The organism is Yersinia canariae (genome assembly GCF_009831415.1).
Classification (GTDB): Bacteria; Pseudomonadota; Gammaproteobacteria; order Enterobacterales; family Enterobacteriaceae; genus Yersinia; species Yersinia canariae.
Genome location: NZ_CP043727.1, coordinates 3,223,433 through 3,239,991, shown reverse-complemented (window position 1 = coordinate 3,239,991; position 16,559 = coordinate 3,223,433). Strand labels below are relative to the sequence as shown.

The following is a 16,559-nucleotide window of genomic DNA, read 5'->3' as shown; positions in this document are numbered from 1 at the left end:
GCCATCAATGGTGGTGATGGTGTTCTCCAGAGCTAACGGTTTGATGAATGCCGCAATCCGGCGCTTCGCAGTGTTGGTATTCCATTTGAATGGTGGCATGGCCAATATGGTAATGATGCAGCAGATGATGCTGAATTCGTTGCAATAATTCATCATTATCCTGCGGTGGGATCACCTGCACATGCAGTGTCATCAGCCGTTGGTCGCCGACTTGCCATAAATGGACGTGATGGACGTTTCGCACTTCATATATGCTGGAGCATAGGTCTTTGCGCAATTTATCAATATCAATCTCCTGTGGCGCACCTTCCAACAGCTCGTGAAAACTTTCTTTCAACAACCGCCAGGCACTTCGCAGCACTAACACCGAGACTAATACTGACAAAATTGGATCTATAGGGGTCCAGCCCGTTGTCAGGATAACTATTGCTGCGACGATAGCTCCGACAGAACCTAACAAATCGCCCATAACATGCAAGGCAGCGGCCCGCACATTGATATTCTTTTCTTCCTCGCCGCGATGAAGTATCCAGAAGCAGAAAATATTCGCACATAACCCTGCAATAGCGATGATTAACATCGGCCCCCCCATCACTTCATGGGGAGTGAAAAAGCGCCTTACCGCTTCCCAAAAAATCAGAACCACAATCAGCAATAATGCTGCGGCGTTAACAAAAGCGGCCAGAGTGGTGAGGCGCAAATAACCAAAGGTATGACGAGAGTCCGGCTTACGCTGAGAAAAATGGACTGCCATTAGGGCGATAAATAATGCAGCAGAATCTGTCAGCATATGCCCGGCATCCGCTAAAAGTGCCAGTGAACCAGATAGCCAGCCACCAATGGCCTCGGCTATCATAAACACTGTCGTGACAGCGAAGGCTATCAACAGGCGCTTGCTGTTGCTGTCTTGCGGGAAAAATGATGATGCAGACATATTTATCCTTTAATCATAAAAGGTGAATAAGGAACAGGAGCTATCTTGCATGTTAACCCTGATAGGATTTCATTCAATGATTGATACGTATTATAGATAATGCCCATATTGTTGTTTATCCGTACTGATCCCCTAATGCAATAAAGTAGATTTACAGCGTTCAATTCACCAGCTAGATTGGTACAACTAGATTGGTACAGATAGACGTTGTGCGATGACCGTCACAAGACTTAATGGAAGAGCTATGAATTACCTGAATGATGACCTACGGATTAATGAAATTAAGGAACTCCTGCCCCCTGTCGCTCTGTTAGAGAAATTTCCAGCCAGCAACAATGCAGCGGAGACTGTCTCCAAAACCCGCACTGCTATTCACAATATCTTGCGCGCTCAGGATGATCGTCTGTTGGTCGTGATTGGCCCATGCTCAATTCATGATACCCAGGCCGCCAAAGAATATGCGGTTCGCTTGCTGGCATTGCGTAAAGAACTACAAGGCGAGCTTGAAGTGGTGATGCGAGTGTATTTTGAAAAGCCGCGTACCACAGTGGGTTGGAAAGGTCTGATTAACGATCCGCATATGGATGGAAGCTACAACATCAATGATGGTCTGCGTATTGCTCGTAAGTTGCTATTAGACATTAACGAGAGTGGTTTGCCGGCTGCGGGTGAGTTTCTGGATATGATTACCCCGCAATACTTGGCTGACCTGATGAGCTGGGGAGCTATTGGTGCTCGCACCACTGAATCACAGGTTCACCGTGAACTGGCCTCTGGCCTGTCTTGCCCGGTTGGTTTCAAAAATGGCACCGACGGCACCATTAAAGTGGCTATTGATGCTATCAATGCTGCCAGCGCGCCACACTGCTTCTTGTCGGTGACTAAATGGGGCCACTCAGCGATTGTTAACACTGCCGGTAATGATGATTGCCATATCATTCTGCGCGGCGGCAAAGAGCCAAATTACAGCAGCTCACATGTTGCAGCGGTGAAAGAAGGGTTAAGCAAAGCTGGCCTGGAACCACAAATCATGATTGATTTCAGCCATGCTAACAGTTGCAAGCAGTTTAAAAAGCAAATGGAAGTCGGAACTGATGTTTGCCGTCAGATTGCTCAGGGTGAAAAATCCATTATGGGCGTGATGATTGAAAGCCATCTGGTGGAGGGCAACCAGAATCTGGAAAGTGGTGATCCGCTGACTTACGGCAAGAGTGTCACAGATGCTTGTATTGGCTGGGAAGACACCGAAGTGTTGCTGCGCCAGTTATCAAATGCAGTTAAAGCGCGTCGCCAGTAATTAGTTTGCAGGCAAATAAAAACCCCCGACATCTAAGATGTGCGGGGGTTTTTTAATGACTTTAATCCGCAATGATTACTTTGCTTTACCCTGATTCGCCACCGCAGCTGCTTTAGCCGCGATTTCATCAGCATTACCCAGATAGTAGTGTTTGATTGGTTTGAAGTTTTCATCAAACTCATACACCAAAGGCACGCCTGTTGGGATGTTCAACTCAAGGATTTCATCTTCGTCCAGGTTATCCAGATATTTAACCAGAGCACGCAAAGAGTTACCGTGGGCGGCGATAATAACGCGCTCACCGCTGGCAATGCGTGGTTTGATGACTTCTTCCCAGTAAGGGATAACACGGTCGATAGTTAGCGCCAGGCTTTCAGTCGTTGGCAGCTCAGCATCGGTTAATTTTGCATAACGTGGGTCATGGCCAGGGAAGCGCTCATCACTTTTATCCAGCGCTGGAGGGGTGATGGCAAAGCCGCGACGCCAAAGTTTAACTTGATCATCACCGTATTTAGCCGCAGTTTCTGATTTATCCAGACCTTGCAATGCGCCGTAATGGCGCTCATTCAGTTTCCACGTTTTTTCTGTTGGAAGCCAAGCTTGATCCAGTTCGTCCAGGATGCTCCACAAGGTATGGATAGCGCGTTTTAATACTGAGGTGTATGCGAAATCAAAAGTAAAACCTTCATCTTTCAACAGCTTGCCAGCTGCTTTTGCTTCGGTACGGCCTTTCTCAGACAAATCAACGTCATACCAACCCGTAAAGCGGTTTTCGTTGTTCCATTGACTTTCGCCGTGACGTACCAGAACCAGCTTTGTTACTGCCATAGTTCAAACTCCTCAGATGACTAATTTATACCGATTACAACTTCAAGCTGCATACGTGTTGACTGTCTTGCTGCAACTTGAATTATTCAGGGTATATTCAATGATAACTATTATCATTATATTGCGTGATGACCGCAGACAGCAATCGATAGTGTTTAACCATAGCCAATTTTTTAGCGTTAGGTAAGGCCGGAGGTTGAATCGATTTAATTGCATCCGATCGTTTTAGCCAGTGTTCCTTTCCGTGACTTAATTATTTGGGCAACATCAGCGGGCAAATTTGGCCAGATAGTCAGTTGAGGATTTGTTTTTGCTTCGATGGTATCAACGGTAACTTGATAATCGCAAAAATTAGCAGATCTGGGCGTATCTTGATCCATCAGGAATGCAGCATACTGGCCTTTATCTGGGGATGTGCCGATAAAAATGACCTTCCAATATCCGCTGGGGATTTCGACAGTCGGTTTCGCTGGCAGTGTGGCAATGTGGCGTTCAAATAAGGGGCCGGTAACGGAATAGACTGCCGTAACATCTGGGCGATTAGCCAAATTGCGCTCTTGATCTTCGAGCCTCACCCATGCACCTTGGTTTAACGCTGCTTTCTGTGGCGTGATATTTGACAAATAATTAAGCGCCTGCGAATCCTTGTTACCAGCGAGTAAGCTCAACGGAGCTTGATGCCCGCGATCTACGGCCAATTTTTTATTAGCATCAGTATAATCTGCCGGTGCCAATGTATCTGAGTCTAGCAAGTCGGGATCTTGTGCCCATTTACGTGGGTGGTTGCTAGCCTGACTATTTTTTGTGACTTTATATGCGACCCAATTTGCAAATTTGGTATGACTGTTATTGTTCAGCGTATATACGTTACGGATAAGTGTTTGATTACTACCACCGGTCGGGCAGCCGACAAGACAGTTATCAATAGTCGCTGTAGCCAAATTTTGCTCTGTAACGATAGGCGCTGATAGTGTGCTTTCGGGCGTTGTAGGTTGATTTGTTGTTGTGCATGCAGTCAATAAAAGAACAGGTAGAAGTTTAATCAGATTAAGTTTCATTATTTATTCCTTTGCTAATTTTATTTTCAGAGATGAAATTTAATAAAGCATATTCGCAAATGCAAAATTAGTTGTAAAATAATCTAAAATTTATAGCTGTTTTGTAATTATATAAACGTCAGTAGTGGTGATATTTTGAACTCAATATTCAGTACCTACTCAAATAACGCTATGGTATCTATAATGATTATATATATTACTTTATGCCTGAAAAGACTTTACTCACGGCCTCGTCGCTATTTAGCTTAATTAATGATGCATGAAGTTCACTGCAAATGTAAGTAATATACTCATATTCAATAGTGTCTGTTAATGTAGATAAAAGACTCCAGTTGATCACTATGGGTTGCAATGTTGGTTGGAAGTCAGTAACAAATTCGCCGTTTTTATCTGTGTTGACTGAAGTTAAAACAGCAGTCTCTACATCAAAAAATTTAGTTAATTTGTAAAGCGTTTGCCTGGATATGGGTTTTCCACATTCAGCTCTTTTTAACGTTGCTATTGATACATAGCACTTTAAGCGCAAGCTTTGCTCAGAAAGCCTCTCTTGGCTCAATTTTTTTTTAATCTAAGGCGTCTCAGTTCTGAAGCGTTTATCTGTACACCGCTGTTTGACATATCGCTAACCTCAACCAATAAATTTTAGTAAAAATAATCTATTCATGTCCCTAGGTAGAGTAGTTTAAATAAACTTTTTCCATGAAAACTATAATACTGACGAGTGCATGAATAGATTAATGTAATAAATTAAATGTGACAATAAAGATACTAAACAAAATAGTTAACTGTATTGGGTGAAATTCCATTTTCTTTTACTTTAACTAGAGATGGTCAAAATATAAGGTGCACAATTTAATCATTGTGCACCTTAATTATTAACCTAATACGCCTGCAAGTGCACCTTGGCCTGCTTTTTTCAGAACACTCAGTACTGAGTCCCAAAATGCTGGATTAACACCTGCCATTTTAGCTTCAGCAATACGGTTGGAACGATTAACACTTTGCGCTTGGATTGGAAGTTTCATGTTTATTTCCTTCATGTTTTTATGTAGTGGTGAATTTAATCACCGGATTATCGCCGTCGAATGACGACAAATATTAAATAGAGAGAATGTTAGGATTAATAGACATACCAACTGCGTAATGTTCCAATTGTTACCGGCATAATATCGCTTACATCGATAGTGTAGCGATATAACTTACGGGCAGTAGTCAATCTTTCTTTAGGATTAAAGAATTCTAATACTACATCCCAACAGTCTGAATCAGGACGACTTACCGGGCTTACCGCAGCACTTATTGTATTAAGAAATAAAGATTCTTTATAGGCATCGTCAAAAACCTCACGCATTTGGTAGGCATTGGTTGCCGCATAATTAATTGCACGTTCATGGGAGTCATAACCGCGATTACGTAATTCGTAGTAAATACGATTAATAAAGTTCATTAACTCATCAGTTTTTGGCGTGCCCAGGGCATCTTTACCCATGACCAATTCAGCTAAGTCACGAGATTTCCAATTAAACATACCGCGCAATACTGGGCTTACGGTTGGAATGACTTGCCCATTAAAGAGGCGTGTTTCCCCAGTGATTATTCCCGAAACTGAAACACGTTCTACTCCCTCTTCTTCTTGATCATTCAAAAAGTTGACTATTCGTGCATATTCCAATACGGCAAACTGCGAATCGGGTTTTATAGCATAAACAGGAATCCCATCAACTTTTAGTACCCAAATTAATGCATCGGATTGTTCAATATTATCCCCGGCTACCAGATGTTTTGCCATCTGTTGCGGGTCAAAAGGATGACCTTGGCCATTACCCATAACTTGAGTGAAATAATCTAATCGCGCTTCTGTTCCAAAGTCATAACCAATAGTTCCAATCAGAAAGACTTTTTCCTGATGACGAACATGACGCGCATCAAAGTCAGCCTGTGGTTTAATTCTATTTATAGGAGCATGGACATAGTTATTGGCTGCCGAATCATTAATTTTGGGTAAAGTTAAACTCGAGCTTTGCGGCTGAGAAGATAAATTTGATGCTTCAATAATATAACTCTCGTTTGCTTCAATTGCGGGAGTTATCACATTTTCAGGTGTAGAATATAAATCAGTTGATGATGGAGTAATAATACTATCTTCAGTTGGCATAATGGCATTCCTATTTTGTTGGTGGAGTGTTAACTCTTGTTGTACGCGCTGGAGTAACGATGAAATATTAAGCCGATGCAATGTAAATATCTGGCGTTCTAAAACAGGCGACTGTAACTTTGTGGCGGTTTTAAATAACAATCTATTGACCACCTTTGCTGCCTGATTATTTCCATGTAAGGAGAGCGCCCGCATAATTAATGCAGAAAATCCGGTGATAACAGGTGCAGCAAAACTACTGCCAGAAACCAGAGAAATATTGTGACCTGTTATGGCTGCGGGCATTGATACCCCAGGTGCTAACAACATTTTTTTTCGTAATTTATGACCAAAATTATTAAATTTGGCTGGATATCCATTTTTATCACAAGCACCGACTGCTAATACCGAATCTAAAGAGGCAGGTAATGATTCTTGGTCAATACCTTCATTTCCTACCGCTGCAATAATCAGTATTCCAGCTTGTTGACAATGATTTACCGCCTTGCGCAAATCATCAGAGCCACGACCATTTACCGATAATGATGCACCACTAATATTAATAATATGGCATCCTTGCTGGCGAGCTTCATTAATTGCTTTGGCAAGTGTTAACTCAGAACATCCCTGTAATTCTCCCTGCGAGTCCTCATGGAATACTGGAATATTGTAAACCTCAACATTTTCAGCAATTCCAACACCTTTCCCTCCCACAATGCTGCATACCGCAGTACCGTGTGTGGTTTGCTTTTCTTCACTCACAAATGAATAATGAATATTCAGATGGTTTAGAATAGGATGGTTTTTTTCTATTAAGCCGTCGATGATGCCTATTTTAATATCTTTTCCTGACTCACCTAAATTCTGAAGAGTGTTAAGGTTAGATTCGTCTGAGTAAATTTCATAATTTGTGTTATCCATCCCCATCATTTAAATCCTCGGGTGTTTTTCTTTGCATTGATAATAATCCTAACTTAATATTTAATTTATGTAGTATCAGTTTGGCATCAGTTTAATAATATTTAATTTATTGATATTTAATGAGTTTTAAGTTTGAGGGTGTGTTTTATACATTAGCGCTGTTAACTTTATCTTGACTGGCAAGATAAAATATCGAGGTTGTGGCCTGTGGTGGTGAAAAACAAATCACGAAAAATGAGGGGCAGTAAAGTGATATATGGAGCGCTAAAGGCTCCATATAGGTAAATACGTGATTATTTCCGAGGAGAGATTAAGCGGTTTTCTTCAGGCAGGTGCTCATAAAGGTTTTTCGTGCATCACCTTTTAACTCTTTGGTTGCTGCTTCGGCATTACAGCTTTTCATTTTCTGTTGCTGCGGGGTCAGGGCTTTCTCATCAGGATGAACTTGTGCTTTTAGGCACTGACTCATAAATTTCTTCCGATCTTCACCTTTCAGGGATTGGGTTGTCGCCTGCTGGTTACAGTCGGTCATTTTTTTCTGTTGCGCGGCTTGGGCCGGTGAGGGGGTTTTTGCTGTATCCGCCGCCATCACATTCGCACTGAGCAGCAATCCGGCTGAGAGTAACCATAGGGTAGTTAGACGCATAGGAATTCCTTAGATAATGTTTGAGGGTCTGAAAGGGCAGGTCACAGATGATACCAACGCCCGACAGATGCAGTTAAGCGTAGATGGTAGTGCTGAATATGGGTAGTTTCGGTTATACCTTATGCCATTAGTATTGCCGCCGGAGCGGCAATACTGTTATAGCGCGATAAAGTGATAAACGGTGGTGGCGCGGTAGACTTTTCCGGGTTTTAGCCAGCAATCCGGTTGTGGCCATTCCGGATGATTAGGGCTATCAGGTAGGAATTCACTTTCCAGTGCGACACCGGTGTAGCTGGCATAGGTTCCGCCATGGCGCGCGGGTGTTCCACCGAGGAAATTGCCGCTATATAGTTGCAATGCGGGTGCTGTAGTGTAAACACTCATTTGAACTTGATTATCAGAGGACCACAGATGAGCCGCTGGGCTTTCCGTGGCCCCACAAGTCCGGTGCAGCAAATAGGCATGGTCATAGCCTTTAACCCGTTGCTGGCAACGGTCTTGCAAGAAATCACGCGCCAGTGTTTTTGCTTGACGGAAATCCATGCCGGTTTTTTCAACACTTTCTAGCTCGCCGGTGGGGATCCCATCACTATCGACGGGTAAGTAGCGGTCTGCAAACAACTGCAATCGATGGGCGCGGACATCGTGCCCTTCGCCATCGAGATTAAAATAAGCATGGTTGGTCAAGTTGACCGGGCAGGTTTTATCGACCTGTGCCTGATAGTGAATTTCCACGCGATTATCTTCGGTCAACAGATATTGGACTTCAGCAGTCAAATTACCGGGGAATCCCTGATCGCCATCAGGAGATTGCAGTTGATAAGTGACCTGCTTTTCATCTTGTTTAACTTTTTTCCAGCGCCGGGCATGGAACCCTTCTGGGCCACCATGCAGTTGGTTATCGCCTTGATTCGGTATGAGATGGAGGGTTTCGCCCTCTACGGTGATTTGCGCGTTAGCAATGCGGTTGGCGTAACGACCAACAGTTGCGCCAAGGTAGGCTGCCTGATGCAGATAGTCGGCAGGGGTTTGGCAACCCAACAGCACCTCGCGTTTCTCGCCCCCTTTGAGCGGCAATAGGGCAGATATCCAGGTGGCACCCCAATCCATCAGTGTCACACTCATGCCTGCTTTATTATGTAACTCGGTCAATTCAAAGGGATGACCATCCGGTGCTAACTGGTCAACACTGCTGGGTGATGCAGCGTCGTTTTTTAGCATAAACCCGCTCCTTGTGAAGCCTGACAAACGTAGAAGGTTTCAGTTCTGCCGCCGCTATAAGCTGGATACTCCTGAGCTACAGCAGCACGAACCCGCTCGACGAGCGAATTTGGCATCAGCGCGACAATACAGCCGCCAAAACCACCGCCAGTCATACGAACACCACCTTGCTCCCCAATAACGGATTTCACAATATCCACCAGGCTGTCGATCGGCGGAACTGTGATCTCGAAATCATCACGCATCGAAATATGAGACTCGTGCATCAATTGGCCCATTAATCTCAAATCACCGGCCGCGAGTGCATCTGCTGCGGCCAGAGTGCGTTCATTTTCGGTAATGACGTGGCGAGCTCGTTTTGCCACCACCGGGTCTAACTCATCTTGAATGGAGAAAAACAGGTTGGGGTCAACATCGCGTAAGGCTTTGACACCAAAGAAGCGCGCTGCGGTTTCACATTGTTGGCGACGAGTGTTGTATTCGCTGTCAACCAAACCCCGCTTCACATTGGAGTTAATAATCACCACCGCCACATTTTCGGGCATAGGAACTGCACGAGTTTCAAGGGTGCGGCAATCGATCAACAGCGCGTTATCTTGTTTGCCCAGAGCGGAAATCAGTTGATCCATGATGCCGCAGTTACAGCCGACAAACTGATTCTCGGCCTCTTGCCCATTAAGTGCGAGCTCCACCCCACTCAGCGGTAATTGATAAAGTGATTGTAGCGCCTGACCAACAGCCACTTCTAAAGATGCCGATGAGCTTAGGCCGGCACCCTGCGGGACATTACCACTGATAACCAAATCAGCGCCGCCAAAATCGGCATGGCGCAGTTGCAAGTATTTCACTACGCCGCGCACATAATCAGCCCAACGATATTGCGAATGCGGGACAATCGGCTCATCAAGCGAGAAAATGTCTTGCTGATTTTCATAATCAGCCGCAATGACACGAATCTGGCGATCATCGCGTTTACCGCAACTGATTACGGTTTCGTAATCAATGGCGCAGGGCAGCACAAAACCATCGTTATAATCGGTATGTTCGCCAATCAGATTGACACGGCCCGGTGCTTTAATAGTGATATCAGGTTCATGGCTAAACTGTTGGCGGAAAATGGCCTGGGTATGTTGTTTTAAACTCATTATTTGACTCCGGCTTCTCGATAATGAACATCACTGACTGCCCGCAGGTGTTCAGCCGCCTGCTCTGCTGTAAGATCTCGCTGGGTTTCGGCCAGCATTTCATAACCTACCATAAATTTACGCACCGACGCGGAGCGCAGTAATGGCGGATAAAAATGTGCATGCAACTGCCAATGCGTGTTGTCATCAGCGTTATAAGGTGCGCCGTGCCATCCCATTGAATAAGGGAAAGAGCAGGAGAATAAATTGTCATAACGGCTGGTGAGTTTCTTCAGGGCAATCGCCAAATCGCGACTTTGCGCATCCGATAAGTCTTCTAAGCGCACAACATGGGCTTTGGGTAGCAGCAAGGTTTCAAATGGCCACGCCGCCCAATAGGGCACGACAGCCAACCAATGCTCGGTTTCTACGACAGTTCTGCTGCCGTCACGGCGCTCACGTTCGGCATAATCAAGCAACATAGGTGATTGATGTTGCTGGAAATAGTCTTGTTGCAGGCGGTCTTCCCGCGCCGCTTCATTTGGCAGGAAACTGTTGGCCCAAATTTGCCCATGTGGATGAGGATTCGAGCATCCCATGGCGGCCCCTTTATTCTCAAACACTTGCACCCAAGGGTAAATTTTACCCAACTCAGCACTTTGTTGTTGCCAGGTTTGGATGACATCTTCCAGTGCTGACAGTGTCAGCTGCGGCAGTGTTTTGCTGTGGTCTGGTGAGAAGCAAATGACCCTGCTGGTGCCGCGCGCACTTTGGCTGCGCATCAATGGGTCATCACTGTGCGGAGCATCAGGTGTGTCGGGCATCAGCGCAGCAAAGTCATTGGTAAACACATAGGTTGACGGGTAATCCGGGTTGACATCGCCGGTCACCCGAGTGTTACCGGGGCATAAGAAGCAATCAGGGTCATGCGCCGGTAAACTCTGTGTTGCGGGCGCTTCTTGCTGACCTTGCCAAGGACGCTTGGCTCGATGAGGCGACACTAATACCCACTGATCACTCAATGGGTTATATCTACGGTGTGGATGATCCACAGGGTTAAAATCAGTCATAACAATACCTTAATCGGGATAGCCCTGAGGATTATGTGATTGCCAGCGCCAGGTATCAGCCGCCATCTCATCCAGTGTGCGGCTGACACGCCAGCCCAACTGTTCTGCGGCCTTGGTCGGGTCTGCCCAGTAAGCCGGAAGATCGCCTTCACGACGTGGGGCAAAGTGGTAGGCCAGCGGTTTGCCGCAAGCTTTACTGAATGCCTCGACCACCTGTAAAACACTGTGGCCGACACCGGCACCTAAATTGAAAATGTGCACGCCGGGTTGATTGTGGAGCTTTTTCATGGCCGCAACATGCCCATCTGCCAGATCGACCACATGAATATAATCGCGCACCCCAGTGCCGTCTGGCGTGGGGTAATCATTGCCGAAGATGGCGAGAGACTCACGGCGGCCGACTGCAACTTGCGCAATAAACGGCATCAAGTTGTTCGGGATGCCCTGTGGATCTTCCCCCATCAGCCCCGACGGATGGGCTCCAACCGGGTTGAAATAGCGCAGAATGGTCATATTCCACTGTGGGTCAGCCAGTTGCACATCTTGCAAAATTTGCTCAACCATCAATTTGCTGCGGCCATACGGGCTGGACGGTAAGCCCGTCGGGAAGCTTTCAACATAAGGAATTTGTGGTTGGTCGCCGTATACCGTGGCCGAAGAGCTAAAGATAAAGTTTTTGACTTGGGCGGCGCGCATTGCTTCCAGTAAGACTAAGGTGCCGAAGACATTATTATTGTAATATTCCAACGGCTTACTGACGGATTCGCCAACGGCTTTCAGGCCGGCAAAATGAATCACAGCATGAATAGCATGAGCCGCAAATATTTTATCGAGCAGCGCGCGGTCACGGATATCTCCCTGATAAAGTTCAGGTGTGTAGCCGGTCAATTGATGTATCCGAGCCAATACACTGGATTTACTGTTGCAGAGGTTATCGAGGATCACCGGTTTGTAGCCAGCTTCAATCAATTGCACACAGGTATGGCTACCAATGTAACCGCTACCACCTGTTACCAGTACGTACATAAAAGACTCCTCGAATGACTTTTGTCTAAGAAAGATAGCACGCCATTATGTGAGAAAAGGTGATCTGCGCTCAATAATGGAATCGTTTACATTTAATTTTATTCTAGCTTAATCTCTGTGGGAGTATAAATACAGGGGAATGCACTAGGATAGGTCAAAAAACACAGAAATCTCGGGCATGACAAAGATAACCAGAGTGGTAGCGTTCTCATCCATCAATTTAGCAGAAATGTCCTGTTAGTGATGAAAGAACCCGATGCCGTAGAGTAAACAGGCATCGGATGGGAGCAGTCAGGTTTAATGCGCGGAATAAAGTGGGTAGGTAAAGAACAGCAAATGCATCAAATTCAGACCGAAATGGAAGGCAACGGCGACCCATAGGCGGCCACTCCACAGCCAGGCCAAACCATAAATAACCCCAGCCAGCGCGGCAAATACCATTAATAGCGGGCCGCCAGCAAAGTGCGCGACACCGAATAGCAGGGCGGTGAGCAGTAATGCTGGATAGTTCCCAAGACACTGACTCAGGCGTTGCTGCAAATAACCACGGAAAAGCGCTTCTTCGGCCAAACACACAAAAAACACATTGGCGATAACAAAGGAGCCAATCCATGCCGGCGTGTGCATTTCAACTTTCAAACCGCCTAAGGCGACCGCCAGTAATAACAAGGCCGGGATACTGACCATCAAACCTATCCAGCCCAGTCGGCTGGTGGAAAGATGTTTTTTGGCGACAAACAAGGTTGGCAGGCAAGCGAGTAAAATAAAGGGTATCAATGCCTTATCAAGATTGTAATACATACTAAAGGCGGCACTGAGTGGGCCGACTTTCACTTTATCCAACACTTTTAGGTTGTTAAAACCTGGAATCAGATGCAGGAATAAGGCCGCGGTGGCGAGGACTAAAAGCAGCTCCAGCCCGGCAGCCAGCCATTTTTGTTGACGATATCTTCTCAGTAGCAGCGCAACTATCAGCGTCAGCAATAAGAACCCTGCTGCGGGCAGTGTCAAAACGCCGTGATAAAGGGCCATCGATAAAGATAAAGCCAAGAGAAACAGGGAGAGTACCCGGTTAATTGATAAGAAAAGCAGTGATGCAGCAAGTACGCCCCACATAGTTCATCCCTTTGTTATTAAATCCTAAAATATGTTAAACCGGATAATCATAACAATTATCCACCGCCAGAATAGGCCATCTCTGACAGAGGGGATAGTAGCATAGGCGACCACAGATAAAACTCAGGCGAGTTGAGAAAGGCTCTCATTATTTTTTTGCCCAATCTAACAATTTTGCCCAATCTGACAATATAGTTATTCTGCTCCCATCGCTTTGACCAATTTTTCCTGTTGGTATTGATAAATATCGCCATCGGGAACAAAGGTCAGTCGGTGGGTAATACACTGTGGCGCATCTTCTGCGTGGTGAGAAACGAACAGCAGTTGAGTTTCGCCCTCACTGATCATCACATCAATAAAACGGCTTACTAACAATCGGTTAAGTGGATCTAAACCTTGTAATGGCTCATCGAGGATCAATAGCGCAGGGTGTTTTACCAGTGCTCGGGCGATCAGTGCCAACCGCTGTTGCCCCCACGATAAACTGTGAAAGGGCTGATTGGCTGTTGCGGCGGAAAACCCTAATAATGCCAACCATTGATCGGCGAGTTGCTGCTGTCGGTCTGATACTGCTTGATAAATACCAATCGAATCGAAAAAGCCCGATAAAATAACGGTGCGCAGATTCGTACTGACACGGTAGTCCAAATGCAAGCTACTACTGACATAACCTATATGGCGTTTGATATCCCAGATAGTTTCGCCGCTGCCACGACGACGACCAAATAAGGTTAAATCATTGCTGTAGCCTTGTGGATGGTCACCTGTAATCAGACTGAGTAAGGTTGATTTTCCTGCGCCATTCTGGCCAATAATCTGCCAGTGTTCGCCGGGATTAACTTGCCAACTCAGATTATGCAAGATAGGGCGGTCATTGTATTCCACTACACCATTATTCAATATTATCAGTAGCTTATCCTGAGGCAAGCGGACGTGCTGTTGTGGGTTTTCCGTTTCTGGCAATAATAAACCATCAAGGTTTTCGCTGTGCGCCAGTTGAGCAATCAGCGCTTGTGAGAGGATCTGTTGACGCGGGCCAGTATGGGTCAACTGGCAGTCCGCAAGCACACCGACGTGTTGCACAAAATCTGGAATATCATCGAAGCGGTTAAGCACCAAAACCAGAGTGACGCCTTGGGATGACAGGGTAGACAACATTTTGGCCAACTGCGCACGAGCAGTAACATCCAAGCCGTCAAAGGGCTCATCCAGAATAAGCAGATCCGGTTGCGGCATCAGTGCCCGGCACAATAATGTCTTACGGGTTTCACCGGTTGAAAGATACTTAAAGCGGCGCGAAAGCAAGTGACTGATACCAAATTGCTCTGCCAGTTGCTGACAATGCTGCGGGTTACTGACTTCTTCCTGAATGATTTCGGCCGTGGTACGCCCTGTATCCTCTTCATCCGCACTGAGTAAATCGGTATTATTACGCTGCCATTCTTCACTGACTAACTGCTGAAGTTGTTCGAAAGACAATCGCACAATATGGGTGAAATTGCTCTGGCGGGAGCCGTTAAGCAGAGTAAGTTCACCCGATAACGCTTTGGCCAGCGACGATTTTCCACTGCCATTGGCTCCGACAAATGCCCAACTATCGCTAGCCTGTTTCTTATCACCGGAAGAAATATATAGCTCTGACAAGATGAGTGTCCGGGTGTCACTCAGGCGAAAACAACCTTGCGATATTTGCAATTCAGACATCATCTTTCCCATATTCTGCAACATGATAATAATGTAGGGTTATGCGGAAAGGGGCAAAATGTCAACAGGTAAATACCTTGGCTATCGCGAATCACCCGCCGGAATTACTTAACAAAGTGTCGCGATAATGACGCGATCAGCATTGAATTGGGCAATAACATCACTGCCGACACGTAAATTCAGTTTGTGCAATTCGCTGTTATTCTGTGTAGAACACAGACTGGCTCCGCCCGCCAGAGTGACAATAATCTCACTGTGCTCATTACCCGGCTCAATACTGCTTACCGTCCCTTGTAGTGAGTTATCTGCGGCACCCGCCAGCGCCTGATTGGTGACCAGCTTTATCCACGGAGCTTTGATCAGGGCCAAAACTTCTTTTCCCGCAGCAAGTTGCAGCCGGTCGGCACTTTGTTGGGTTATCGCCGCAGATAAACGGGTTTTTCCATCGGACAAAAGAATATTAACGTGCTGTTGAACTTGCTGGTGGTCGCGCTCAATCACGGTACCGAAAAATTGATTGCGGGCGCTGGTTTGCAGTGAAAAACGAGAAATCGCTGCTAATAAACTGTCCAGCGGCATTGAATCATCTTGTAGCGTATCAAATGCTTTTTGCTGAATCTTTGCGAGCAAATCATAAAGCTGGATTAAGCGTTCACCGTAGCGGGTGAGAAAAGCCCCGCCCCCCCCTTTGCCGCCAGTTGCTCGTTCTACCAGAGTTTCCTCAGCCAATGTATTCATTTCATTGATGGCATCCCAAGCGCTTTTATAGCTGATTCCGGCGAGTTTCGCCCCCTGGCTGATAGAACCTGTATTTTGTATTTGTTTCAGTAATGAAATACGTCGCGGATCGGCAAACAGTCGCTGCTGAAGTTTTAAAGTGAGTAGGATTTCGGCCTGCATGATTATTTGCTCCAGCGGGAAACGGGTATTGTGACCCAACAATCGGTGTATATCCAATAAACATCAAGTGTGTAGCGACGTGGCCCAAACCGCACGTTTGGCAGGTTACATTCTGTTAGTGTGGGTTAAAATCACCGGACTCATTCATTGCTTATATAATTTACAGCGAATGATATCTATTGGTTATTGTGATAACGTGAGTTATCGCTCTATTTGTCATGAGAGGCAGTCATGTTAGAACTATTGAAAAGTCTGGTCTTTGCTGTGGTCATGGTGCCGGTAGTGATGGCAGTGATTCTGGGCCTGATTTATGGGCTGGGTGAGGTGTTTAACATCATCTCCAAGGGCGGTCATAGCAAAGAACGTAGTTAAGCTGAGATATCCCCGTCATACTTCAAGCTGCATGTGTGCTGGTTTTTTAATCAACCAATTAATGATTTGCCGACTTACTGCAACTCGAATTATTTAGGGCATAACTGCGGTTTCTGATGCGGTTGTATCCATTTTATGAATGCCTGGCGTATTAATGCCGGGCATTTTCATTTTTATCTCTCATTTCATTTCTTCACTTCTCTTGTGA

15 protein-coding genes are annotated in these 16,559 nt (G+C 45.7%); 2 read left to right on the top strand and 13 right to left on the bottom strand.

The window, feature by feature from the left end; genetic code table 11:
- Window positions 1-4: 4 nt before the first annotated feature.
- The gene (gene zitB, locus F0T03_RS14985; RefSeq protein WP_159679255.1) at window positions 5-934 is read right to left on the bottom strand and encodes a CDF family zinc transporter ZitB; all 930 of its coding nucleotides are present in this window, start codon (window positions 932-934) and stop codon (window positions 5-7) included.
- A gap of 244 nt (window positions 935-1,178) precedes the next feature.
- Between zitB and aroG the strand changes: the two genes are divergently transcribed.
- Complete coding sequence (gene aroG, locus F0T03_RS14980; protein WP_159679253.1) at window positions 1,179-2,231, top strand: 3-deoxy-7-phosphoheptulonate synthase AroG; 1,053 nt, start codon at window positions 1,179-1,181, stop codon at window positions 2,229-2,231.
- Window positions 2,232-2,306: 75 nt separating this feature from the next.
- On the opposite strand, the gene gpmA is transcribed toward aroG, so the two are convergent.
- The 12 genes from gpmA to modE form a co-directional block, all read right to left on the bottom strand.
- Complete coding sequence (gene gpmA / locus F0T03_RS14975; protein ID WP_145554740.1) at window positions 2,307-3,059, bottom strand: 2,3-diphosphoglycerate-dependent phosphoglycerate mutase; 753 nt, start codon at window positions 3,057-3,059, stop codon at window positions 2,307-2,309.
- A 206-nt stretch (window positions 3,060-3,265) separates the two neighbouring features.
- Window positions 3,266-4,117: a DNA/RNA non-specific endonuclease gene (locus F0T03_RS14970; RefSeq protein WP_159679250.1), complete on the bottom strand. Its 852-nt coding sequence runs from the start codon at window positions 4,115-4,117 to the stop codon at window positions 3,266-3,268.
- Between the two features lie 875 nt (window positions 4,118-4,992).
- On the bottom strand, window positions 4,993-5,142 hold the full coding sequence (locus F0T03_RS21560) for a hypothetical protein (RefSeq protein WP_004708955.1): 150 nt from the start codon (window positions 5,140-5,142) through the stop codon (window positions 4,993-4,995).
- A gap of 95 nt (window positions 5,143-5,237) precedes the next feature.
- Complete coding sequence (locus F0T03_RS14965; protein ID WP_159680928.1) at window positions 5,238-7,178, bottom strand: PatA/PatG family cyanobactin maturation protease; 1,941 nt, start codon at window positions 7,176-7,178, stop codon at window positions 5,238-5,240.
- Between the two features lie 304 nt (window positions 7,179-7,482).
- On the bottom strand, window positions 7,483-7,818 hold the full coding sequence (locus F0T03_RS14960; RefSeq protein WP_145556636.1) for a PsiF family protein: 336 nt from the start codon (window positions 7,816-7,818) through the stop codon (window positions 7,483-7,485).
- Window positions 7,819-7,974: 156 nt separating this feature from the next.
- Window positions 7,975-9,039 carry a galactose-1-epimerase gene (galM, locus tag F0T03_RS14955; protein WP_159679248.1) on the bottom strand — a complete coding sequence of 355 codons (1,065 nt, stop codon included), beginning with the start codon at window positions 9,037-9,039 and terminating at the stop codon, window positions 7,975-7,977.
- Window positions 9,033-10,184: a galactokinase gene (galK, locus tag F0T03_RS14950; RefSeq protein ID WP_159679246.1), complete on the bottom strand. Its 1,152-nt coding sequence runs from the start codon at window positions 10,182-10,184 to the stop codon at window positions 9,033-9,035. The genes galM and galK overlap by 7 nt, the downstream gene beginning before the upstream one ends.
- Entirely contained in the window at window positions 10,184-11,233 is a 1,050-nt protein-coding gene (galT, locus tag F0T03_RS14945; protein WP_159679244.1) for a galactose-1-phosphate uridylyltransferase, read from the bottom strand. The genes galK and galT overlap by 1 nt, the downstream gene beginning before the upstream one ends.
- A gap of 9 nt (window positions 11,234-11,242) precedes the next feature.
- Window positions 11,243-12,259, bottom strand: coding sequence for a UDP-glucose 4-epimerase GalE (gene galE, locus F0T03_RS14940; RefSeq protein WP_159679242.1), 1,017 nt, complete (start codon window positions 12,257-12,259; stop codon window positions 11,243-11,245).
- 297 nt (window positions 12,260-12,556) lie between these two features.
- Window positions 12,557-13,375 carry a CPBP family intramembrane glutamic endopeptidase gene (locus F0T03_RS14935; protein ID WP_159679240.1) on the bottom strand — a complete coding sequence of 273 codons (819 nt, stop codon included), beginning with the start codon at window positions 13,373-13,375 and terminating at the stop codon, window positions 12,557-12,559.
- Between the two features lie 195 nt (window positions 13,376-13,570).
- Window positions 13,571-15,079 carry a molybdate ABC transporter ATP-binding protein ModF gene (modF, locus tag F0T03_RS14930; RefSeq protein ID WP_159680925.1) on the bottom strand — a complete coding sequence of 503 codons (1,509 nt, stop codon included), beginning with the start codon at window positions 15,077-15,079 and terminating at the stop codon, window positions 13,571-13,573.
- A gap of 108 nt (window positions 15,080-15,187) precedes the next feature.
- Window positions 15,188-15,979, bottom strand: a complete 792-nt coding sequence (modE, locus tag F0T03_RS14925) for a molybdenum-dependent transcriptional regulator (RefSeq protein WP_159679238.1) — start codon at window positions 15,977-15,979, stop codon at window positions 15,188-15,190.
- 231 nt (window positions 15,980-16,210) lie between these two features.
- Between modE and F0T03_RS14920 the strand changes: the two genes are divergently transcribed.
- Window positions 16,211-16,351: an AcrZ family multidrug efflux pump-associated protein gene (locus tag F0T03_RS14920; RefSeq protein WP_145556628.1), complete on the top strand. Its 141-nt coding sequence runs from the start codon at window positions 16,211-16,213 to the stop codon at window positions 16,349-16,351.
- Window positions 16,352-16,559: the final 208 nt, after the last annotated feature.

Bases quoted from the DNA above. Each gene is read 5' to 3' on its own strand.
- F0T03_RS14935 (WP_159679240.1), bottom strand. From the start codon at position 13,375: ATGTGGGGCGTACTTGCTGCATCACTGCTTTTCTTATCAATTAACCGG.
- aroG (WP_159679253.1), top strand. From the start codon at position 1,179: ATGAATTACCTGAATGATGACCTACGGATTAATGAAATTAAGGAACTC.
- galK (WP_159679246.1), bottom strand. From the start codon at position 10,184: ATGAGTTTAAAACAACATACCCAGGCCATTTTCCGCCAACAGTTTAGC.
- F0T03_RS14960 (WP_145556636.1), bottom strand. From the start codon at position 7,818: ATGCGTCTAACTACCCTATGGTTACTCTCAGCCGGATTGCTGCTCAGT.
- F0T03_RS14920 (WP_145556628.1), top strand. From the start codon at position 16,211: ATGTTAGAACTATTGAAAAGTCTGGTCTTTGCTGTGGTCATGGTGCCG.
- galT (WP_159679244.1), bottom strand. From the start codon at position 11,233: ATGACTGATTTTAACCCTGTGGATCATCCACACCGTAGATATAACCCA.
- galE (WP_159679242.1), bottom strand. From the start codon at position 12,259: ATGTACGTACTGGTAACAGGTGGTAGCGGTTACATTGGTAGCCATACC.
- gpmA (WP_145554740.1), bottom strand. From the start codon at position 3,059: ATGGCAGTAACAAAGCTGGTTCTGGTACGTCACGGCGAAAGTCAATGG.
- modE (WP_159679238.1), bottom strand. From the start codon at position 15,979: ATGCAGGCCGAAATCCTACTCACTTTAAAACTTCAGCAGCGACTGTTT.
- galM (WP_159679248.1), bottom strand. From the start codon at position 9,039: ATGCTAAAAAACGACGCTGCATCACCCAGCAGTGTTGACCAGTTAGCA.
- F0T03_RS14970 (WP_159679250.1), bottom strand. From the start codon at position 4,117: ATGAAACTTAATCTGATTAAACTTCTACCTGTTCTTTTATTGACTGCA.
- F0T03_RS21560 (WP_004708955.1), bottom strand. From the start codon at position 5,142: ATGAAACTTCCAATCCAAGCGCAAAGTGTTAATCGTTCCAACCGTATT.
- F0T03_RS14965 (WP_159680928.1), bottom strand. From the start codon at position 7,178: ATGGGGATGGATAACACAAATTATGAAATTTACTCAGACGAATCTAAC.
- modF (WP_159680925.1), bottom strand. From the start codon at position 15,079: ATGTCTGAATTGCAAATATCGCAAGGTTGTTTTCGCCTGAGTGACACC.
- zitB (WP_159679255.1), bottom strand. From the start codon at position 934: ATGTCTGCATCATCATTTTTCCCGCAAGACAGCAACAGCAAGCGCCTG.